Origin of the sequence: Nostoc sp. LEGE 12447 (assembly GCF_015206985.1) — a bacterium.
Taxonomy (GTDB): Bacteria; Cyanobacteriota; Cyanobacteriia; order Cyanobacteriales; family Nostocaceae; genus Nostoc.
In genome coordinates, this window is the sequence record NZ_JADEXT010000074.1 from 1 (window position 1) to 18754 (window position 18754).

At 43.9% G+C, this 18754-nt stretch carries 13 protein-coding genes; 6 read left to right on the top strand and 7 right to left on the bottom strand.

Features of this window, described 5'->3' with window-relative positions:
• Nucleotides 1-564 precede the first annotated feature (564 nt).
• On the top strand, nt 565-1167 hold the full coding sequence (locus IQ274_RS34135; protein WP_194144963.1) for a DUF1819 family protein: 603 nt from the start codon (nt 565-567) through the stop codon (nt 1165-1167).
• On the opposite strand, the gene brxL is transcribed toward IQ274_RS34135, so the two are convergent.
• Together brxL and pglZ are read right to left on the bottom strand one after the other, a co-directional pair.
• Nucleotides 1164-3182 carry a protease Lon-related BREX system protein BrxL gene (brxL, locus tag IQ274_RS34140; RefSeq protein ID WP_194144964.1) on the bottom strand — a complete coding sequence of 673 codons (2019 nt, stop codon included), beginning with the start codon at nt 3180-3182 and terminating at the stop codon, nt 1164-1166. The two genes, IQ274_RS34135 and brxL, sit on opposite strands and share 4 nt — an antisense overlap.
• 91 nt (nt 3183-3273) lie before the next feature.
• Nucleotides 3274-5841 carry a BREX-1 system phosphatase PglZ type A gene (gene pglZ, locus IQ274_RS34145; protein WP_194144965.1) on the bottom strand — a complete coding sequence of 856 codons (2568 nt, stop codon included), beginning with the start codon at nt 5839-5841 and terminating at the stop codon, nt 3274-3276.
• A 100-nt stretch (nt 5842-5941) separates the two neighbouring features.
• Between pglZ and IQ274_RS34150 the strand changes: the two genes are divergently transcribed.
• Complete coding sequence (locus tag IQ274_RS34150) at nt 5942-6358, top strand: XisH family protein (RefSeq protein ID WP_194144966.1); 417 nt, start codon at nt 5942-5944, stop codon at nt 6356-6358.
• On the top strand, nt 6346-6699 hold the full coding sequence (locus tag IQ274_RS34155; RefSeq protein WP_194144967.1) for a XisI protein: 354 nt from the start codon (nt 6346-6348) through the stop codon (nt 6697-6699). The genes IQ274_RS34150 and IQ274_RS34155 overlap by 13 nt, the downstream gene beginning before the upstream one ends.
• A 48-nt stretch (nt 6700-6747) precedes the next feature.
• Here IQ274_RS34155 and pglX read toward each other — a convergent pair whose 3' ends face one another.
• From pglX to IQ274_RS34175, 4 genes are all read right to left on the bottom strand, one after another.
• Complete coding sequence (gene pglX, locus IQ274_RS34160; protein ID WP_194144968.1) at nt 6748-10287, bottom strand: BREX-1 system adenine-specific DNA-methyltransferase PglX; 3540 nt, start codon at nt 10285-10287, stop codon at nt 6748-6750.
• 64 nt (nt 10288-10351) lie between these two features.
• Nucleotides 10352-13891, bottom strand: coding sequence for a BREX system P-loop protein BrxC (gene brxC, locus IQ274_RS34165; protein ID WP_194144969.1), 3540 nt, complete (start codon nt 13889-13891; stop codon nt 10352-10354).
• Nucleotides 13888-14481 carry a DUF1788 domain-containing protein gene (locus tag IQ274_RS34170; protein WP_194144970.1) on the bottom strand — a complete coding sequence of 198 codons (594 nt, stop codon included), beginning with the start codon at nt 14479-14481 and terminating at the stop codon, nt 13888-13890. The genes brxC and IQ274_RS34170 overlap by 4 nt, the downstream gene beginning before the upstream one ends.
• A 274-nt stretch (nt 14482-14755) precedes the next feature.
• The gene (locus tag IQ274_RS34175) at nt 14756-14947 is read right to left on the bottom strand and encodes a plasmid partition protein ParG (RefSeq protein ID WP_228058577.1); all 192 of its coding nucleotides are present in this window, start codon (nt 14945-14947) and stop codon (nt 14756-14758) included.
• Between the two features lie 209 nt (nt 14948-15156).
• Between IQ274_RS34175 and IQ274_RS34180 the strand changes: the two genes are divergently transcribed.
• The 3 genes from IQ274_RS34180 (at nt 15157) to IQ274_RS34190 (ending at nt 17032) form a co-directional block, all read left to right on the top strand.
• Entirely contained in the window at nt 15157-15708 is a 552-nt protein-coding gene (locus IQ274_RS34180) for a hypothetical protein (protein WP_194144971.1), read from the top strand.
• Nucleotides 15705-16040 carry a helix-turn-helix domain-containing protein gene (locus IQ274_RS34185; RefSeq protein ID WP_194144972.1) on the top strand — a complete coding sequence of 112 codons (336 nt, stop codon included), beginning with the start codon at nt 15705-15707 and terminating at the stop codon, nt 16038-16040. The genes IQ274_RS34180 and IQ274_RS34185 overlap by 4 nt, the downstream gene beginning before the upstream one ends.
• A 167-nt stretch (nt 16041-16207) precedes the next feature.
• A complete protein-coding gene (locus IQ274_RS34190) occupies nt 16208-17032 on the top strand; it encodes a pentapeptide repeat-containing protein (protein ID WP_194144973.1) in 825 nt (274 codons plus the stop codon).
• Nucleotides 17033-17285: 253 nt separating this feature from the next.
• On the opposite strand, the gene IQ274_RS34195 is transcribed toward IQ274_RS34190, so the two are convergent.
• Nucleotides 17286-18754 (bottom strand): WD40 repeat domain-containing protein (locus tag IQ274_RS34195; protein ID WP_265578597.1); only part of this gene is annotated, 1469 nt, incomplete at its 5' end.

An 18754-nucleotide genomic window follows, 5' to 3' on the forward strand; every position in this document is an offset into this window, starting at 1 on the left:
CCTGATCGAAATGTTTTTTTGAAGATGTGCCGCAACTATTTTTTCTCGAAGCTCGACAGAGTAAGACTTCATTTAAAGGTATTTATATTTTAATCTAGTGTACCTTATAACAGACGGAAGTGCTGTAGGGATCTGACAGTGGTAAGAACTTGGAAAAGCATCGGTTACTCATTTCACCTCTAGCCCTTAGCTTGCTGTTCTCTAAGCTGCTGATTTTCCGCTTGTAGGGCTTCTACTTGCTGCCCCAGTTTCTTAGCCCATAAATTCAGCAAAACCATCTGTCAGGAAGAATTTGACGACTTGATGACGGGAGTATTGACAACTGCGATCGCCACTCTAGCGGCGAGTGGTAATATTCCCATTCTGAAAATCAGCGAACTTCAAGCTTGACGTACTTCTTGAGGGTCTAGGTAAGAGCATTACAATTACATCCTTGACGAATGTATCAAGGGAGACTTACATAGTAGGATGCCAAAAACCTTCCTCACCTAGATTATTGCTGTACGATAGCTTATCGTCTGGATTTGAGAAAGGTTTCTGCCTGTCTTTGTTGCTGTTACTACTATGACTGAAACGGCTTATGCTGCTCGTACTAACCACGCTTTTGTTCTGACTGAAACCCTTCGAGTTGCTGAACTGATGTACCAAGGTGCGACCCAGGAAGATATTCGGCAACGAGTATTGGTAGAGGATTTATTTCAACTGCGCTCTCAAGTTTCCCGTGAGCGGGCGCTGCAAACTATTCTCAAACGCCTTCAGCAAGTGCCAGAGGAATATATTCAATTAATTGCCACTGGCAACCCTGATACCCGTCGATTCACTATATTGTTCCTGATTCTGCGAGAACACCGCCTTCTGCGCGAACTCATCGCTGAAGTCCTGCTGGACAAAATTAAAGGTTTTGATTATGTCGTAACCACTGCTGATTTGCGAACCTTCTTTGAAGGAAAACGAGATCAAAATTCAACTGTGGCTGCATGGTCAGACTCCACCTATAAAAAGGCTGCTAGCAACACCTTATTGGTGTTAGTAAATGCGGGTCTATTGCAGCCCACGTCCCCAAGAGGAAATTATCAAATTCGTTCTGTTCCAGTGCCATCAGCTTTGCGTCAACAATTACTCGCTGATGGGCTAGCTAATTACCTGACTCTTATGCTTGATTTTTAATCGACTGCTAACGCTTTAAATACTGCGTCTACGGGGTCAGCGTAAAATGATGTTTGAAATTTAGCAAACAATTCTGGCGGAACACTGGCTAAGTCCACGGCGCTTGCCATTGGTAAGAGGATACGTTTAGCGCCAGCATCAAAGGCTACTTGCAGACTACCCGCTAGGTTACTGACTGGTGTAATCGTCCCACCAATAGTCATTTCCCCAAATATTGCAAATTGCGTTTGAACACTTCGTTTTAGAGAAGCAGAACATAACGAAACGAACAATGCTAATCCACTCTCTTGCGGTGCGCCAGACCCTTGCAAGTCTAGTAACTGGAGCAAAAAATCCAAATTACTTGGGTGAATGCTACTGCTAACTCTTTGAGCGTTAGCTTTGAAGTAATTCATCGCAATGTTTAAACTATCCTTCATCTTGCCAGCCGTTGCTACACCAGTGCGTACTAACTTGCCACCACCAGGTACTGCTTGCAGTTCAAGTTTGAATGCTCCGATTATGCCGCTATCCCCAGTACTGACAAAGTGCAAGTGACCGGGAGTCAGCATTTCCTGACTAATCAAGCTCGAACCACCCTGTTCCGGTACTGAAACAAAATGTTCATCTAGAGTTTCCAAGTCGATGTAACTGAAATGCACATCGTAAAATTCCATTCCACCAATTTTCTTTAACTGTTCTTTCACCCGCCGTCGCACCCGCAGCCCATACACTAGGGCTTCACGCACATCTTCCTTACTAAATGAGCCATCTGGGAAAAGCAGTTTCAGCAGCCCTGATACAGTTTTGCGAACTGCTTGAACATCTCGTTGCTTAAGGTTATTACCTAGTCTGAAGTGGAGGTCTATGGCATCGGCAAAACTGCGTTTACGCATTTCTCGCAGCCATTCTGCTAAGTAATCGACAATGAACCCGTACTGGTTGGTGAAATTCTCTGGGCTGAATTTGGGGATTTCCCAGCCAGGAATATAAGCGTGAAAACGGTCGAAGAAGGCGGTGTCAATCATGGCTTCGGGGAAGGGTGCCAGCAGGTGTGAGGTCTTCACTAAGGATTCCACGCTTTGATTAATGTTGCCGACAAAGACCATAGAAGCATTAGCGGTAATCTCCGCCTTACCGCGTGCAAAAGAACCTGATGCCATGTAGTCTTTCATGATTTGTACACCGTCGTTATCATGGAAGCTCATGCCTGCTACTTCATCAAAGGCAACCACGTCAAATAAACCTACTAGTCCTACGCGACGATTGGACATATTGTAGAAAAGATTCGCTACTGTAGTTTTTCCACCGGAAACCAAGATTGAGTTAGGAGAAACTTCTTTATAGACGTGTGATTTACCTGTAGAACGGGGGCCAAGTTCGCAGCAGTTGTAGTTATTTTCACAAAGAGCTACCAAACGGGCAAGTAGATGCCATTTTACATCTTCGCTGACGGTAGTGGGTTCCAGTCCTGTTGACCGAATCAGCAGGTCAATCCATTCACTGCGGGTAAAAGCTGGGCGACCCGCAAACAATTCATCCATATCCACACTAGGCATTTGGATAGGTTTGAGACTTCCGACAATGAAGGGGCTGGGTTTGGTTCCGGCTTCGTATTCAAGTTGTAGAATACACCAGATACCACCACCCAGAAGCTTTTGGTTAGGTTTGACAATTTCTGGATCAATGACTACGCCTTTGACACCCAGGTTCATTAAGGTTCCCTGGTAGATGTCATCTCTGTCGTTGAGTGTTACCGTTACCCGGTCAATGATGGTAAATCGTCCCAATTCCCGAATTTTAGATTTGATCTGTTCTGCTTCATCAGGACGGACGTAATTTTGTGCCAGGATGTTTTTTACACGGGTAACGCCTTCTTCAATGGTGGTTTCGTCGTCGGTCGCGCAGTACATACCAAGGAGGTATTCCAGTACATACACTGGTACGTTAGCACCTTCTTTAATACGTTTAGTCAGGTCTTTACGTACTACCTTTCCAGGGTAAATGCTGTTTAGTTTTTGATTCAAGTCATGCATACAAGGGTTATGAACTGCTGGTGATTATTCTGAGATGATTGAAGTCAGTTGGTTAATAATCCAACATCTAAAATCTTGTGACTATATTGGCTTAGAAATCTCCAAAGTCGTTAGCAATTCCTAAACTAACTGCCCAGGTTTCCCGGAGCAATTCACTCTCATCGTCTGCATCCTTAACTATTAAATAGACGTTACTAGGGGGATTAGCAGTAGTTACGGTCAACCTTAAGTTATTTTCCCGATCGCTAGGGTGGGGGCTAGTGCTGCTCAAGTTTGCTCCTCGCACATCTGTTATCGGTGTATTGGTTTGGGGATCGTAGAACGCAACTGTAATTTGACGCGATCGCCATCTCCCCTCAACTGCATCACTTTGTACTAATGTCAATGTAAAACGATTATTCGTTACCCGCCGAACTCTGGCACTTACCTGTACCCCTACTTTCCGGGCTGGGCCTTCGTCTCCTTTAACCGCCCGTTGGTGATGATAGGTGATAACTGGTACGCAGATTTCTTGGAGAGATGCCCCGCCGTGGACAAACTGCGCTCCTGCACCTTGGACGGCAAAGCGTAAACTACCACGGGGTACGATCGCAACTGTGCCATTTTCTGTATAGGGCAGGCTAAAGTGCAGTAAGGTTGAGTCATTCAACTGTTCTCGTGCTAGCAGGTAGCGGCGTTTGCCTTCCAGTACTACTTCACCACTTGGTAGAGGTCGCTTGTCTGCTTCTTGAATGGGGCGACGTTGGTATAAAAAACCGTGGTCTGCGGTGATGATAACGTTTGTACCATTGATAGAATTACAAATTTTCTTTACCAGTCGTAGCAGTTCGCTAATTGCTGTTCCGCAAGCTGATAGTACTTGACGTTCGCTGGATGCCTGATCGCCGATCGCATCAATGACGTTGTGATAAATGTAAATTAGGCGATAAGGTTGCACAGCAGCCCGTCCTTCGTCAGTATTCATCTCTAGCAGGTCTTTGGCGCTAAGTACTGTAGCTTCCACTCGACTATTTTGGTTTAGTACCTTTTGCCTTGCTAACGCTCCTTTAGTACTAAGCTCATCCAGTCGGACATCATCATCACCTGGTATCAGTTCTAGTTTTGACCCTGGAAGAAGTGCTGCCATACCCAACCGTGTCACGCTGGGTAAAACTCCCAATTGTGCCTCTAAGCTGGTTTCACCGCGAACTTCTTTTTTAATTACCTTTTCGAGTTCGCTGGCGACTTCATAGCGCAAAGCATCGGAGATAATCACAAATACTTTTTCGCGATCGCTCCGTTCTAAAATTGGGAATACGTGCCTACCAAAAAATCTAGTTTGAGATGCTACGCCCTCCAATTCCCAGTTGTTGTTGCCAAGGGCATCAGACCAAGCTTCTCCTAGACTATCTAGGAACCATTGGGTGTATAGATTTTCCACATCGTCAACTAAACCCTTGAGGATATCCCCTTGGGCATCATCGCTTTTGACGATAAAGTGGCGGTAAGCTTTGTCAAAGGAGTGTAAATCGCTGGCGTAGGCTTTGAAGAGAAGTGGGGCTGGTTGGCGGAATCCTTCTGGATACTGTTGCTTAAATTCCAACAGAGCGATCGCAGCTTCTAATGCTTGATAAATCTTCTCATACTGGGGGAACCAAATCAGGGTATGACGTGCCTGTAACCAAGTTCGCCAGGGTGTCAATTCCGTTATTTGTTGCCCCATTTGCATTTGCAGGGTTTTAACGCAGGTGCGGATTAATACCTTATCCACTACCTCGAAACTGGCTGCTTCAAATAAAACTTCCGGCTCTAAATTCTCTATAGCATCAAATATATGTAATTGTTCTGCTACCTCACTGCTGAGGATCTTCCAGCCTAGAGAATCCTGCTGGTCACGCATCCACTGGTCGATAAAAGCATAAGCTCGTTGTCCAGGAGTGATGACTTGGTTTGCTAGCTGGGGCGGGATGGTATCGTGCAGAGATTTAGCAAAATGGGTGATTAACAACTGCACGAATAACTTGTTTAAACTGGGGTTTTGCTTAGGAAAATCCGTGTGTTCCTGGACTACTTCCCAGAAAGCTTCAGGGGAGATAAAACGCTCAATATCAGACCAGAGGGCGTTATCCGACTCTAATAACCCCCCCAGCAGCACCCGCCGAATCAGTGTCCCTGCATCGGGTACTTTTAAGCCTGCGAGGACGGAAAGCATAGCCAGGAGTAATCCCCGTTCATCGCTGTCGGGGGAAATACCCATTGCTTGCAGGGCTTCTGTCCGTTTGCGGCTTTTAAAGAATTTCTCATGTTCCCGGATGACAATTTCCAGACCGCGCGATCGCAATCCTAAATCTGCATAGATGAGGGCGGCGGGGTCAGCAGAGAAGGTTAAACCGCTTTTTTGGATGTCTAGAAGCCAGTTTTCTTGGGGCGCAGGTTCGGCAAAGGGGGCGTACAGTAGAAAAGTTTGATTGGGTTGCTCGACCAGCAGGTGATATTTGACAGTAAAGGCAGTATCAGCGAGTTGGAGTTTTTCTACGCCTTCGAGTTGGAGTTCATTGAAGCTGCTAGTAAATTGTTGTTCGGGGTCGTACCAAAACACCACCCTTCGTCCTGGGTGCAACCAACGGGCTGAATCTTGGAAGAGGGTTTCTAGGGTGTTTTGGATACGAGTGGTATTCATGCTAGGCAGGGTGAGTGATGAGAAAGTGTATTTTAGAATCCAATTTCCACCCAATATGGCACACACTTTATAATTAAACTATTACTCGAATAGTTCCACCATGCCAGCCAAAGACATATATCATAATGAAGTCAAGAACGCATTGATCAAAGATGGGTGGACTATTACGGCTGATCCTTACTTTATCAAATATGAGGATGCTGAACTATACGCTGACTTAGCAGCAGAAAAACCAATTGCCGCAGAACGCCAGGGACAGAAAATTGTTGTAGAAATCAAGAGTTTTCTGGGCAAATCATTAATGTATGATTTTCACAGTGCGTTAGGACAATATATTGTCTATCGAAACCTTATTCAACTTACTGAGCCAGAATATACACTTTATTTAGCTATTGATGATGTTGTTTATTATAAGTTTTTTCAACGAAAATCTGTACAAGCAGTCATTAATCAAAATCAACTTCTATTAATAGTCGTCAATACAGATAAAGAGGAGATTCAGCAATGGATAAGATAGAAAAATACCGCAATGCTATTAAGAAGATACTTATTGAATATTATGAAATGACTAATGCTGAAATTGCAAACTCTGGAGAAGTGGAAGCAAGCGATCGCTTGGCTTTTGATGAAGAAAGAGATCAATATCTTTGGTTTCGATTTGGCTGGGATGGCAAAAAGCAGATACAGCATATTATCATGTATCTCTGCATTAAGAACGGCAAAATTTGGGTGGAAGAAGATGCAACTAATTTATGCGTTGTTGATGATTTGTTATCAGCCGGAATACCCCAAACCGATATTGTTTTAGGCTTCCATCATCCTAGTAAAAGAGGTTTCACAGAATTTGCTACAGCCTAAAGATGCAGGGTAAATAACTATGGTTTATTGTTAATTACGAATTACGAATTATTTCAACAGTTCCCTTTTCCACTGCGAGGCTTTTTCTAAGTCAGCAATTTTTAAATCTGCACCTTCATAAACTAAACCTTTGAAGCGCGTGTAGTTGTACGCTACACCATCGTCAAGATCAAGATTAATTCGCGCATCGGCTTGGGTTTGCAGCTTGGCTTGGTAATCTCGCAGTTCTAGCTGTTGGGCTTGCAGTTCTTTCAGGCGGTTTGTGGCAGCTTTTTTAGCGGCGCTAGAAGTAGTATTATCTAGCTGTTGTTGCGCCCTGGCAATTTCCCCATCTAGTTTGACTTGCAATTCCAAAACATAATCGGTGCGGATACGAGCAAGAGCATCTTCGCTGTAACGGTGTAAATATAGTAATGCTCCAAAAGCTCGTTTTTTTCCACTGGTAAATAGCCAGTAAATGGGGCGTTTTTTATAAGTTTGAATGTGGTCAGAAATGAATTCTTGCAGAAAGTAGCGGCGGATGCGTTCTTGGGCGCTTTCGCCGTTTTTGAGGGTGAGGGCGTTGGCGATGAAGTTGAGGTTTTCGGTAAGGGTTTCGGGACTGTAGGCGATTCGCAGAAATTCTATGAAGTGGGTAACGATATCGTTATCAAAGTATGCTTGGTCTGTGATGGGAATAATTGCATCACTGCTGGCGCTTAAAGTTTGGTGTAGGGTGGGGTCAAAAGGTTGTCCAGCGTGGATGAGTCCGGGTTTGTCGAGGGAGTAGCGCCCCATGATACAGCCGACGGCGTAGGAGATGAGGGAACGGATATCTTTGTTCAAGTCGGCGCGGCGGATGGTAATTTGGTCGTCTGGTACTTCTGGGGTGAGTTCGTCTTGTAAGCCGTATGCTTCTATCCAGTAGCGGTTATTATCTTCTTCGAGTTGTTGGAGTTCGCGGAAGGCGGTTTCTGATTTGCTTTGCCAAATGGTGAAGGCTTCGGAGAGGTGTTTGGTGTTGTGGCGTAATAGGGGGTGGGTTTGGAAGTCCCACGAGGTTTCAAAGTTATCCCAATCTTGTTTTGAGATAAATAATAATGAGGAAGCTATCGAATCATTAAATAAATGAATTTGAGATGTGTATGGTAGATTACGAACATTTACTACCTGGCAAGCTAATGTAGGATTTGCTATTCTTAAAAGCATAGATGCAACTTGAGAATTTAAAAAGCATAAAACTTTATTAAGTTCATTATCATCTATGAGAAAAATAGATGATCCCGTTACATCAAAAGTTGCTCCTTTAGGTAATAGTCTAAAACTTTGAACAGATGAAGTAATCAAAGTCCAAGTGATTCCTGGTTTTTCCCACAGGTATTCAGATATGAGTCTGCTAATCTTATCTTTTTTATAATGCTGTCTAGCAGGCAATGACCAATCAATTACATATTCTATATTGCCGAACCATCTTCTGAAATTACCACCTTTGGCATAAAACTTATAATCTTTACTCTCCTTTAATGATTGTTTATCCACTTCCCAAAACAAGCGTAAAAATCTATCATTTTGTCCTGTTTTATTTTGTCCATCTGAAATAGTAATGTTTTCCAATAAAAGAGGTGTTTTGAAAATATTTAGCCCTTTATTAGTAATCCAGTAAGCGATCGGACTCCCCGGAATCTTTGCAAAGTTATCAGTGTTTGCTTGATAACGCCAACCACAATTAGGTTTTTTTACAGCTTCCAAAGTTTTAATTGATTGATTTTCAGCACCTTTAAAATCGGAAAGACGTATATATTCCCCAAAATAATTATTATGATGTTTATTCAATAATGTAAAAGTACAAATAGGAACAGTTGCACCATCAAATCCTGAGTATTCTAATTGTATTAAAGAACTGAGTGTATGCTTTTGTATCAATTCATGTCTGAGTTTTTCATAACTGGAAATAAACATCCAAACAAAGGGACACATAAATCCTAATTGTCCATCAGATAATGCCAACTCACTACAGCGAATAATAAACGCTGCAAATAAATCTGTTTTATAGTCTGAAAAATTAGATTCAATAAAATTTTTGACAATAGAGTTTAAACCTTTATTTCCCATATAAGGCGGATTTGCCACTACAGTCCAATACTTATTTCTTAACAACTCCGCTTGTAATAACAACCCCCGCAAAGCTGGAATAAACTCCCGAAATAGCGAATCACTCGCTTCTAAATTATTTAATTGCCATTTTAACTTTTCACTATCAAAAGCTGGTGGAGTAATTAAACTTCCCAAATTCTCTGCATCCTTAAAAGCCTCAATCAACGGTTGCCAATCTTCAGCATTCAATTCTGTAGCTGGTGGTAAAGTCTGGCTATGGGTAGGACGCACCGCCGTAATATTCAAAGCCAGAGATTTCCGTAAAATGCGAGAATTTTTTGCCCGTGCCTTCATCAATACCGCAAAACTTGCTAACTGCGCTGCACGTTCATCAATATCTAAACCATACAAATTGTGCGTCAAAATCAGCGCCGGAATATCGCGCTCTAAATAACCTTGCTCCTTGTAAATTTCAAACAGCAAATCAAACGCATACACCAAAATATGACCACTACCACAAGCCGGGTCTATCACGGTCAACTCTTGAGGCGTTAAAGGACTTAGGCAGGGGGGCAACGGGGCAGGGGGCAAGGGGGAAATTTCTCCCCCCTGCTCCCCCTCTCCCCCTCCCCCCTGCCTTGCTTCCAAATAGTAGGGCATATATTCACGCAAGCGTGATTCCGGGTGAGACTCTAACCACAACCGCCCTAAACTGTTCTCCACCATATACCGAACAATCCAGTGGGGGGTAAACAATTGCGTCGCTGCTGGAATATCTGCGGCTGCAACCTTCGACTTTGCCCCAATCACCTCATCCTTGCGTTCCGAAATGTAGAACTGATACAGCCAACCCACTACTTCAATATTCTGCCAGTCCTCCTCTGGAATCTCCTTTACCAGCCGCCGTACAATTGAATCCTGATTTAACAAATTTCCAGGCAAAAACAGCGCTTGGTAATTCTGGCGAGGTTCAAACAGTGCCGGAATTCCCTCTGCCAAAGCTTTACACTGAGCTAACAGCAGACGGCGGTAAAGAAACTCATCGGGATTAGGATCGTGATTGGCAAAACTGCGCCACTCATTAAGAGTATCCAAGTCAAGTCCAGGTAAATCCCCCATTTCGGCAATAGAACTAGCATCCCGTAACAAATCAGGGTCTACCAAATTTGGATCGCTACTACTCAACACCCGCCCGATATATCCATTCACCTCCATAAACCGCAATGCCGCCAAACGGTTAAACCAGGTGTAGGCAATTTCATCTATTAGCGCATCTACCGCCTGGGGTTGGCTCGAAGTTAGCGTTAAGTCTTGCAAGCGATTTCGCAGTTGATGATACTGGTTTGCTTCCGTGGTATTTAGCGTTTGACCCGCTACCAGCAGTCCACCTGCAACTGTCTGAGGTTCTGTAATGCTTTTGTGAGTTATGCCAAATTGGGCAGCACGGGCTTTAACTTGTTCTCGTAGGTAACGACGTGCCCAAATAGCAAAGTTTTTGATAGCGGTGCGGTTCATAAGCTGATGAGGGAATAGGGTGATGCAATAAAGGTAGGGAAATAACTGATAGAACTAAGTAATATTACTCAAGGCGAACGCGATGATTTTGTTGAATCTCATCCAATAGCGTTTTCCGCAACGCCTCTAGATAAACATCCACATCTTGGAGTGTTTCCAGTAGGGGTTTAGGCGCAACTCTCGCGACCTGTACCGATACGATGGGTTTGACACAAGTAGCTTTGCCGTTACTGCCATTGTTTGACTGACGCTGAATGATTTCATTGGCTTGCTGATCTACTTTTTGCAGCAATTGTGGGAGGATGTTTTCTAGTTCACTCTGACGTGCGATCGCAGAATCGATACTTGTTACTTGGTTAACTGAGGTGACAACTTTATCGATATCTTGAGTGATATTGCTAAGGTCAAGCTGTGCAGAAATATCTTGGTGAGCGGAAGTCACATACTCAGCTAATTTCTCCCGCATTGCCTTGCTTTTAGTCTCAACCTGATAAATTTGAGTTTTTAGCGCTTCCTGCACCTTATCTTTGACAGGTAGAAGTAACATTGCTAATTCTGGAATCTTCGCAGTGGGGTCAGACATCGCCAAAATTTGCTTGACTAAATCCACCCGCCTGAGCAAATCTGGGTCACTAATATGGCGTAGTTCTGGTTCTAGGGTTTTCAGGTCATTACAAGCTTGCTGGAACAGCTTAATTTGTGTGCTGAAGAAGGATTGTAGCTTTTGCACATCTTCGATAAATTCTTCTATATCATCTCGTCGCTGACGAAATGTGTCGAAAAACTTAGCCGCACTGTCCTTGTTTAACAATTCACCCAGCAAATCTAAGTTAGTACGCAGTAATTGAGCAAAGGGAAGCCCACTTTCTGCTTGGATTAACCAACCTTCTAGTTCTTGAGAGCGTTTTGTTAGGGCATTTTTGTATTGCTCAAATAGCAGCTGTGGATCGCTAGACATATTGCCATTGAGTAAGTCGCTGGCCATATCTTTAGCAATTTTCAAGTTTGCTGGGTTAATTTCATCGGTAAGGCGGACGGTATATTTATCTATTTCTTTGCGCGATCGCAACTGCATTACTAATCCTTTATCATGCAGATTAACGTTGCCTTGAGCGTGTCGCAGTTCTATTACACCCTTGTTAGCAAGTTCCGCCATTACCCCCAAAGTGTCGAATTCCGACCAACCATAGGGGCGGCCTGCAAACTTATCAACCAATGCTTTAATGCTGACAAGGCGGCGAAGGCGGGTTTCTTCCATTAACCAAGCTCGCATTTCACTATGAGCAGCCACATTAACAGCCTGTCCGTTAATATCTTGTTCTTGACTCTCACGAGTTAGGGCATTGCTTACCTGATCTTCGTTTTCAAAACCACTAGCTACGTAACCGAGCTTTTGATACACATTGCCTACCAAATAGCTCAAACCTTCATTCAGCAAGCTTTTAGTGTCTCGACTGCGAATTTCTAACTTGCTACCACAGGCAAATACATCAGCACGAGTAATCAAATTTTCTAGGATGGTTTTCACATCCTCACACCGCTTACTATTTTGGTCGCTTTGATCTCTTAAAATTCTCTGGATGCTAGGGCTGAGGTTGCTACCACTTTTCAATTTTATATACTTTTCTGTCTTAACAAGGGTTTCGAGGTCATCTACCAAACGTTGCTCATAAGGCAATCGCACTAAGACCTCATAACCTCCCCCTGTAGTACCAATGCAGAAAGTATCCTCCTGGATAGCAGTGTAAGTTTCAGCACAAGGAGTAACAATGTGCAGAGTTATATCGCTTTGTTGACTATGGAGTTGTTCATCCAGCTTGCGGTTAAATTTATACTGGTGTCGCTGACTGTAACGAAATAGTTTATCAGTAAAAATTGATTCCCAAATAAGCTTTCGTAGTTCTTCTTTGACTTTTCCTGAATCAACTGGAGTATTTTTGATTTCTCTGCCAATATCCTGCTCCTCATGGGTCAAGAAAATATATTCATCGCCATTACGCTGGATAAGAGTTTGACGTTCCAACCGCCCCAAAGCTGCTTCTATCTGCTGCCGCAAAGCTAGTTTATCCTGGTCAATATTACTTAGGCTAAGAGTAGTTAAGTTATCTAAATTAGCCCGAATTTCTTTCAGGTACTTGACCATGAATAGGGTCTTCAATAGGTCAATGTCAAAAGAATATAGTTGCGGATTCCGACCCGCCTGAATAATAACTTGGTTGATCGAACTATCCAAAAAGCCTTCTACTGCCATGTAAAAGGTGTGGAACGGAACCAGCACACCAAGAGGTTCTCCGGCTACCGCTTGGGATGCAACCTGAAAAGCATCCAATAGCGATCGCTCTCCTGATGCCAAGTGCTTACCAGCAGAACCCATGAGGCGAATTTGAGTGAAAACCTTTTGTAACAGATTAAACTGATAGGGAATAAAGGGATACGCGGTAAAAAAATCTTGAGGATTGCCATATCCCGCCATATCGGCGCTGTCCTGAGTAAAAGCAATTTGGTTTCTCAGAATAGCAATCTTCTGGCTATACAAAGCTTCCAACCCAGCCCGTGCTGCATCAGTTTTGCCCAGCAAGCGTAACTTAATTACCTCATCGGTATTAGCAGAAGACAAATTTAGTGGGCGATAAAAACGACCAATAATCTTAGAAAAGTCCTCGCCTTTAATCTTGTTTTTGGTAATCTCATCCATTGCCTCTTGGGATGTCACCACCACCCAAGCTTTTCCCAAACAGTAAGTACCCAAATCTTCCACAACAGTCTGTAGGTTCAGCATCAGTTTGCTGTCTTCACCGATATACTGTCCTACCTCATCCACCATAAAAATTAGGCGATGTTGCGGCCCTTTACTATCCAGATACTGCTTTACCATGCCAGCAAATTTTTCTGGACTCAAAGTATAATTTTGTTCGCTGAAATCCAGTAAGCGGTTAGCCGCTTCTGCACTCATACCCGTGCTAATTTGTAATGCACTAGCGATCGCATCTTGATGAAAACCCCAAGCATCTCGGTTTTCCTTCCATTCCAAGCCACTCTCTGCCAAGAAAGCTTGTTGAAAAGCTGCATATTTACCTTGGCGATCTAGTTGACGTTCAAACTCAGCAATGGGAAGAACCGTCCCAAAATACCCCAAATGCTCGTCAAAGACCTTTTGAAAGACTTTAGTAATGCTTTCTTTATGGTTTTTATTATTAGCATCAGCTTTGGAGTCAATATTGAATAAAATCACATCGCAAGAACTATGTGCTGCCTGTGCTATCAAGGCTTGCAACATCGGATCAGGTATGCGTTTTTCATCAAAGTAATCCAAAGCACGGCTAGTTTCCAGTTGATGATTAGCCAATAGGTACGACAGAATCTTCAAAAAGTGAGATTTCCCTGAGCCAAAAAACCCAGAAATCCATACACCCATCTTATCCGTAGGATTGCTTAAGGCATTGGTGTAGCGTTCAAAAAATGTCCGAAAGTGCCTATCCAGTTCGTTGGTAACGACATACTCTTCCAATTCTTGACGGATATTCTCGTCGTCCTTCTGCCCAACTTTAATAACGCCATTGATATTACGGTGAATGTCCTTTTGGAAGAGTTCGGCGATATTCATAGGTGGTGTTGTTGATGGGGAATTAGAGGGAAGGCCCGATAGTAGTTGTCATCCTTAAAGGTGTCGAATAGGCGTAGTTCGTGCCCATCGTAAGAACCAGGGAAAAACATCACTAGGGGGATTTTGTCAAGTACTGGGTGTAGGTTGTTGAGAATACTGTGCGATCGTAAAAGGGGCCAGCTAGCACCAACTCCAGTCATGATTACAAGCTGTTCATCACCCCTAAGTTTTTTTTGGATGTAGGCAATAACCTGGTCAGGTCGGACAAGAGGTGCAATGGTTTTAGCTAGGGCAGCATTTCCTTTAGTTGCTTCCAACTCAAAAGCTTTTTTGAGTACCCCTCGTTCTGACAAGATGTCGAGAATAGTCTTGTAAAGGTCGATTTCCAGCAAAATAAGCTGGATCGGTGAACTCGTCAATTGCAGCTTCAAACGATCGACGTAGCGCTGTACCAATGGTTCATATTCAGCGTCATAATCAAAAATATAAAAGCCAATTTCGTTACCAATGCCACGGTTACTCAGCAGGCGTGCATCTTGCAGCTTTGGTAGCAGTGCATCAAGGCGCTGATTAATGGTCAATGTGGGCATGACTTCCGCATTAACCCGCAGCTAAATTGGCTATGTTCAAGTGCTTATTTATATACACTGCAAAAATATACCCTCAATCTTTTTATAAGGGTAATTGGTAAATAGTTACAAACCGTATGTAAATTTACGTATTTTGTTAGGCAATTAACAAGTTCTATTTTTATAGATATCAACAGGCTTGCGTGATTTAAAGCATAATTTTGCTGCTCACTGTCACTTAAAGGATAAAGTGGCCGCCCTTAAAAACCCATTAATCTCCCTAACCCTTGCCGGATCAGGATTTTTTGTTTTCTTCCGCATCCAGCCATGCACGAATTAACTCAAGTGCCTTCTGACTCATCGTGGTTCGATGCTTGGCACAGGCAATCTTGAATCTGGTTCTCTCAGCCTCCGGCAGAAAAACTCGGAAATTTACTGTTTTGTCTTCTTCTGTCACAACTGCCCTATCAACACGAATTAGCCTCATTGTGGCATTTGGTTTGTTCAGAGCAAATACGGCAGTTGGCGCAGTTGCGGCAACTGACCCAGTTGGTTTATCCTAATTTCCATAGTCTATTTGCAACATTTAGACTTCACTGCTGAACTTGACTAACCAAAAAAAACACCAAAAGCCAGCGCCCAACTTTCCACGGCTGACGCTGGCTTATGGTTTCCCCATTCAAGGAGATTTTATCTATGGTAAAACCTGTGAGCGCTCAACGCGATCGCTTGGATACTTATCAACAGGCTTTAGATGACTTTGGCATTACAGAGCTACTGTCACGGTTAAGCAATTGTTCCGTTCCAGATTTTGATACAGCATACTTGGTGGAGAAACAAGAGCTAGAAAACCTAGTAGCCATACTCATCCAAAGGCTAACTCATAGCCTCCAAGATAATCTAATTGCCAGTTATTTAAGTGCCATTCAGGAAGGCAAATCAGATTCACTGTTGAGCCAAATTAATGTAGAAATCCCACCGCAGTTGATTGAGCTACCAAGCCATTTCCCAAATGTCGAAACACCTCGCTTTTTGTATGGCGACAAACTACGGTGGGTTTCGTCTGATGATGACACAGATTGGGGGATTGCGATCGGGAGATTTTACAGCTTTGCACCTCATCGCTGCTGTTGGATGTGGCGCTACCTGATTTGGTTGGCTAAAGATAGCCCCAGCGTAGCCTGGACAGTTGCAGACACTGCTTGGGAAGAAGACTTGGAGCCTTTAGCATCAGAAAAAGCTTTATGAAAAATGCTCGTCCTTTAACAGAGCGAGAGCAACAACTAATCCAACTCTACGCCCACTGTGAACTAGGAATGACTCCTCGGCAGTTTTACTCCAAGTGGCAGGTAAACTACGAAATACTTGCCTTAATTTGTTCGCGATCGCTTCCTACGGTGCAACGCTGGTTTAGAAGAGGTCACAACTATCGACCTCCGCTAACACTAGACTTACGTAATCTTGCTTTAATGGATTTCTTGCTAGAGCATTTTGAACAGATTCCTCCTAATCTCTTGAACAAGCTTTGTTCCTCAAGCCAAACTCAGCAAGACTCTCAAACAACTAACTCCCAAAGCTAGGTCAAGTGAGGAAAGTAGACTCATATTTTAATCTAAATGTCAATATAATTCTGATATTTTTTTACTAGCCATTCTTAATTAGGATGGCTATTGTTTAATCCTAGTTAAAGAGGGATTTAGTGTGAATCCTCTTAAAACAACAGAGAAATTAAAGATTAAAGTTTTTTATGCTTTCTAATCCTAGTGAACTTGTAGCAAAACTTCTAGACATAGATGAAAGAGAATTTTGGAGAGTATGCTTACCTGGAGCGCAACTTCAAGGAAAAGACCTAAGCGGAGTAGACTGGTATGGTGGAAATATGAGCAAAGCCTGTCTAGATGGTGCGAATTTACAGAAAGCTGTTTTATTTCAATGTAAGTTGACGGAAGCATCTTTTAAAGGGGCATTACTCACAGAGGCGTGTTTCAGAGCCGCAGACTTGAGAGGAGCATTTTTTCAGGGCGCTGATTTGAGAGAAGCAGATTTTGTGAATGCAAATTTGACTAACGCCAACTTAGCAGGCGCTGATTTGAGAGGGGCAGACCTTTCTGGTGCAAAACTTAATGAGGCTAACTTGTGTGGCACAATTTTGGATGGAGCAAAAATACCTAGAAAAGTTGTTAATAACCAAGGTATTCCGTTCAACCCAACTTGGCGAATTTACCATTGGGAAGGGCTAAGGTTTCGCTCTAAGAACGAAATAGAAATTGCAAAGGCGCTTGATGAGGCTGGTGTTCTCTTTTTACCCCTTTGCCTAGCTCGGCTCAATACGCCAACAGGTAGACGTAATCTAGAACCTGACTTTTTAGTTTGCCATCACGGAAAATGGGGCCTTATGGAAGTTGATGGCCCCTACCACACTCCATTGACACGAGTAGATGAACAAGAGCGAGAACGCTTTTTTCAGCATCATGGCATCAGAGTAATTCAGCGCTTTGATGCTAAAAGCTGTGAAGATAAACCCCATGAAGTGGTTAGGGAATTTCTGCAATTAATTGAAAAAATGCACTAGCTCTTCGATTCTTGGCGTTAATTAATCTGTAATTAACCAATAATTCTAACTGGATAAAGCTAAATAGCTGAAAGTTTAATTTAATTTAAAATTGCGTGCGATCGCTGCTCTGCAAACAGCTAATCGGGTAAAACTAACCAAAAAAAGAGCCAGCTATTATTTTTTTGATAATCGCAAAAGTCTTCAATCTCTTCAATCTACTGAATTTTGCTTGCGTGTCACCTTTGTTTATTAAGATTACGTTCGCTGCTGCTCAAATTTGATTGTTTTGGCACACCTGTAGTGTTTCTAATTGTTTGGGATGACTGATAAAGTAATCCCTCAACCATTGACATCCCTGTGTAAGCAATTGATCTAAACTTCCAACCAACCACACCCGCGCCGTCTTGTCCCATGAGGCGGTGACAATGCGCTCTCCATCCGGGCTAAAACTGGCGCTGTAGACTGTATCTGTATGCCCTTGGAGTTCGGCTACCAGGTTGCCATTAATGTCCCACACCCGCGCAGTCTTGTCTGATGAGGCGGTGACGATGCGCTCTCCATCCGGGCTAAAACTGGCGCTGATTAGCTTATCTGTATGCCCTTGAAGTTCGGCTACCAGATTGCCAGTTATATCCCACACCCGCGCCGTCTTGTCCCATGAGGCGGTGACGATGCGCTCTCCATTCGGGCTAAAACTGGCGCTGTAGACTGTATCTGTATGCCCTTGGAGTTCGGCTACCAGGTTGCCATTAATGTCCCACACCCGCGCAGTCTTGTCTGATGAGGTGGTGATCATGCGCTCTCCATTCGGGCTAAAACTGACGCTATTGACCATACTTGTATGCCCTTGGAGTTGGGCTACCAGGTTGCCAGTTATATCCCACACCCGCGCCGTCTTGTCCGATAAGGTGGTGACGATGCGCTCTCCATTCGGGCTAAAACTGGCGCTGTAGACTTCCCTTGTATGCCCTTGGAGTTGGGCTACCAGGTTGCCAGTTATATCCCACACCCGTGCCGTTCCGTCCCTTGAGGCGGTGACGATGCGCTCTCCATTTGGGCTAAAACTGGCGCTGGTGACTTCCCTTGTATGCCCTTTGAGTTCGGCTACCAGGTTGCCAGTCATGTCCCACACCCGTGCCGTCTTGTCATAAGAGGTGGTGACGATGCGCTCTCCATTTGGGCTAAAACTGGCGCTGTTGAAAGAATTTGTATGCCCTTTGAGTTCGGCTACCTGGTTGCCAGTCATATCCCACACCCGCGCCGTCTTGTCCGATAAGGTGGTGACGATGCACTCTCCATCCGAGCTAAAACTGGCGCTGGTGACTCTATCTGTATGCCCTTGGAGTTCGGCTACCAGGTTGCTAGTCATGTCCCACACCCGCGCCGTCTTGTCATCTGAGGCGGTGACGATGCGCTCTCCATCCGGGCTAAAACTGGCGCTGTAGACAGAACTTGTATGCCCTTGGAGTTCGGCTACCAGGTTGCCATTAATGTCCCACACCCGTGCCGTTCCGTCCCTTGAGGCGGTGACGATGCGCTCTCCATCCGGGCTAAAACTGGCGCTGTTGACTTCCCCTGTATGCCCTTGGAGTTCGGCTACCAGGTTGCCATTAATGTCCCACACCCGCGCCGTCTTGTCATAAGAGGTGGTGACGATGCGCTCTTCATCCGGGCTAAAACTGGCGCTGTTGACTTCCCCTGTATGCCCTTGAAGTTCGGCTACCAGATTGCCAGTCATGT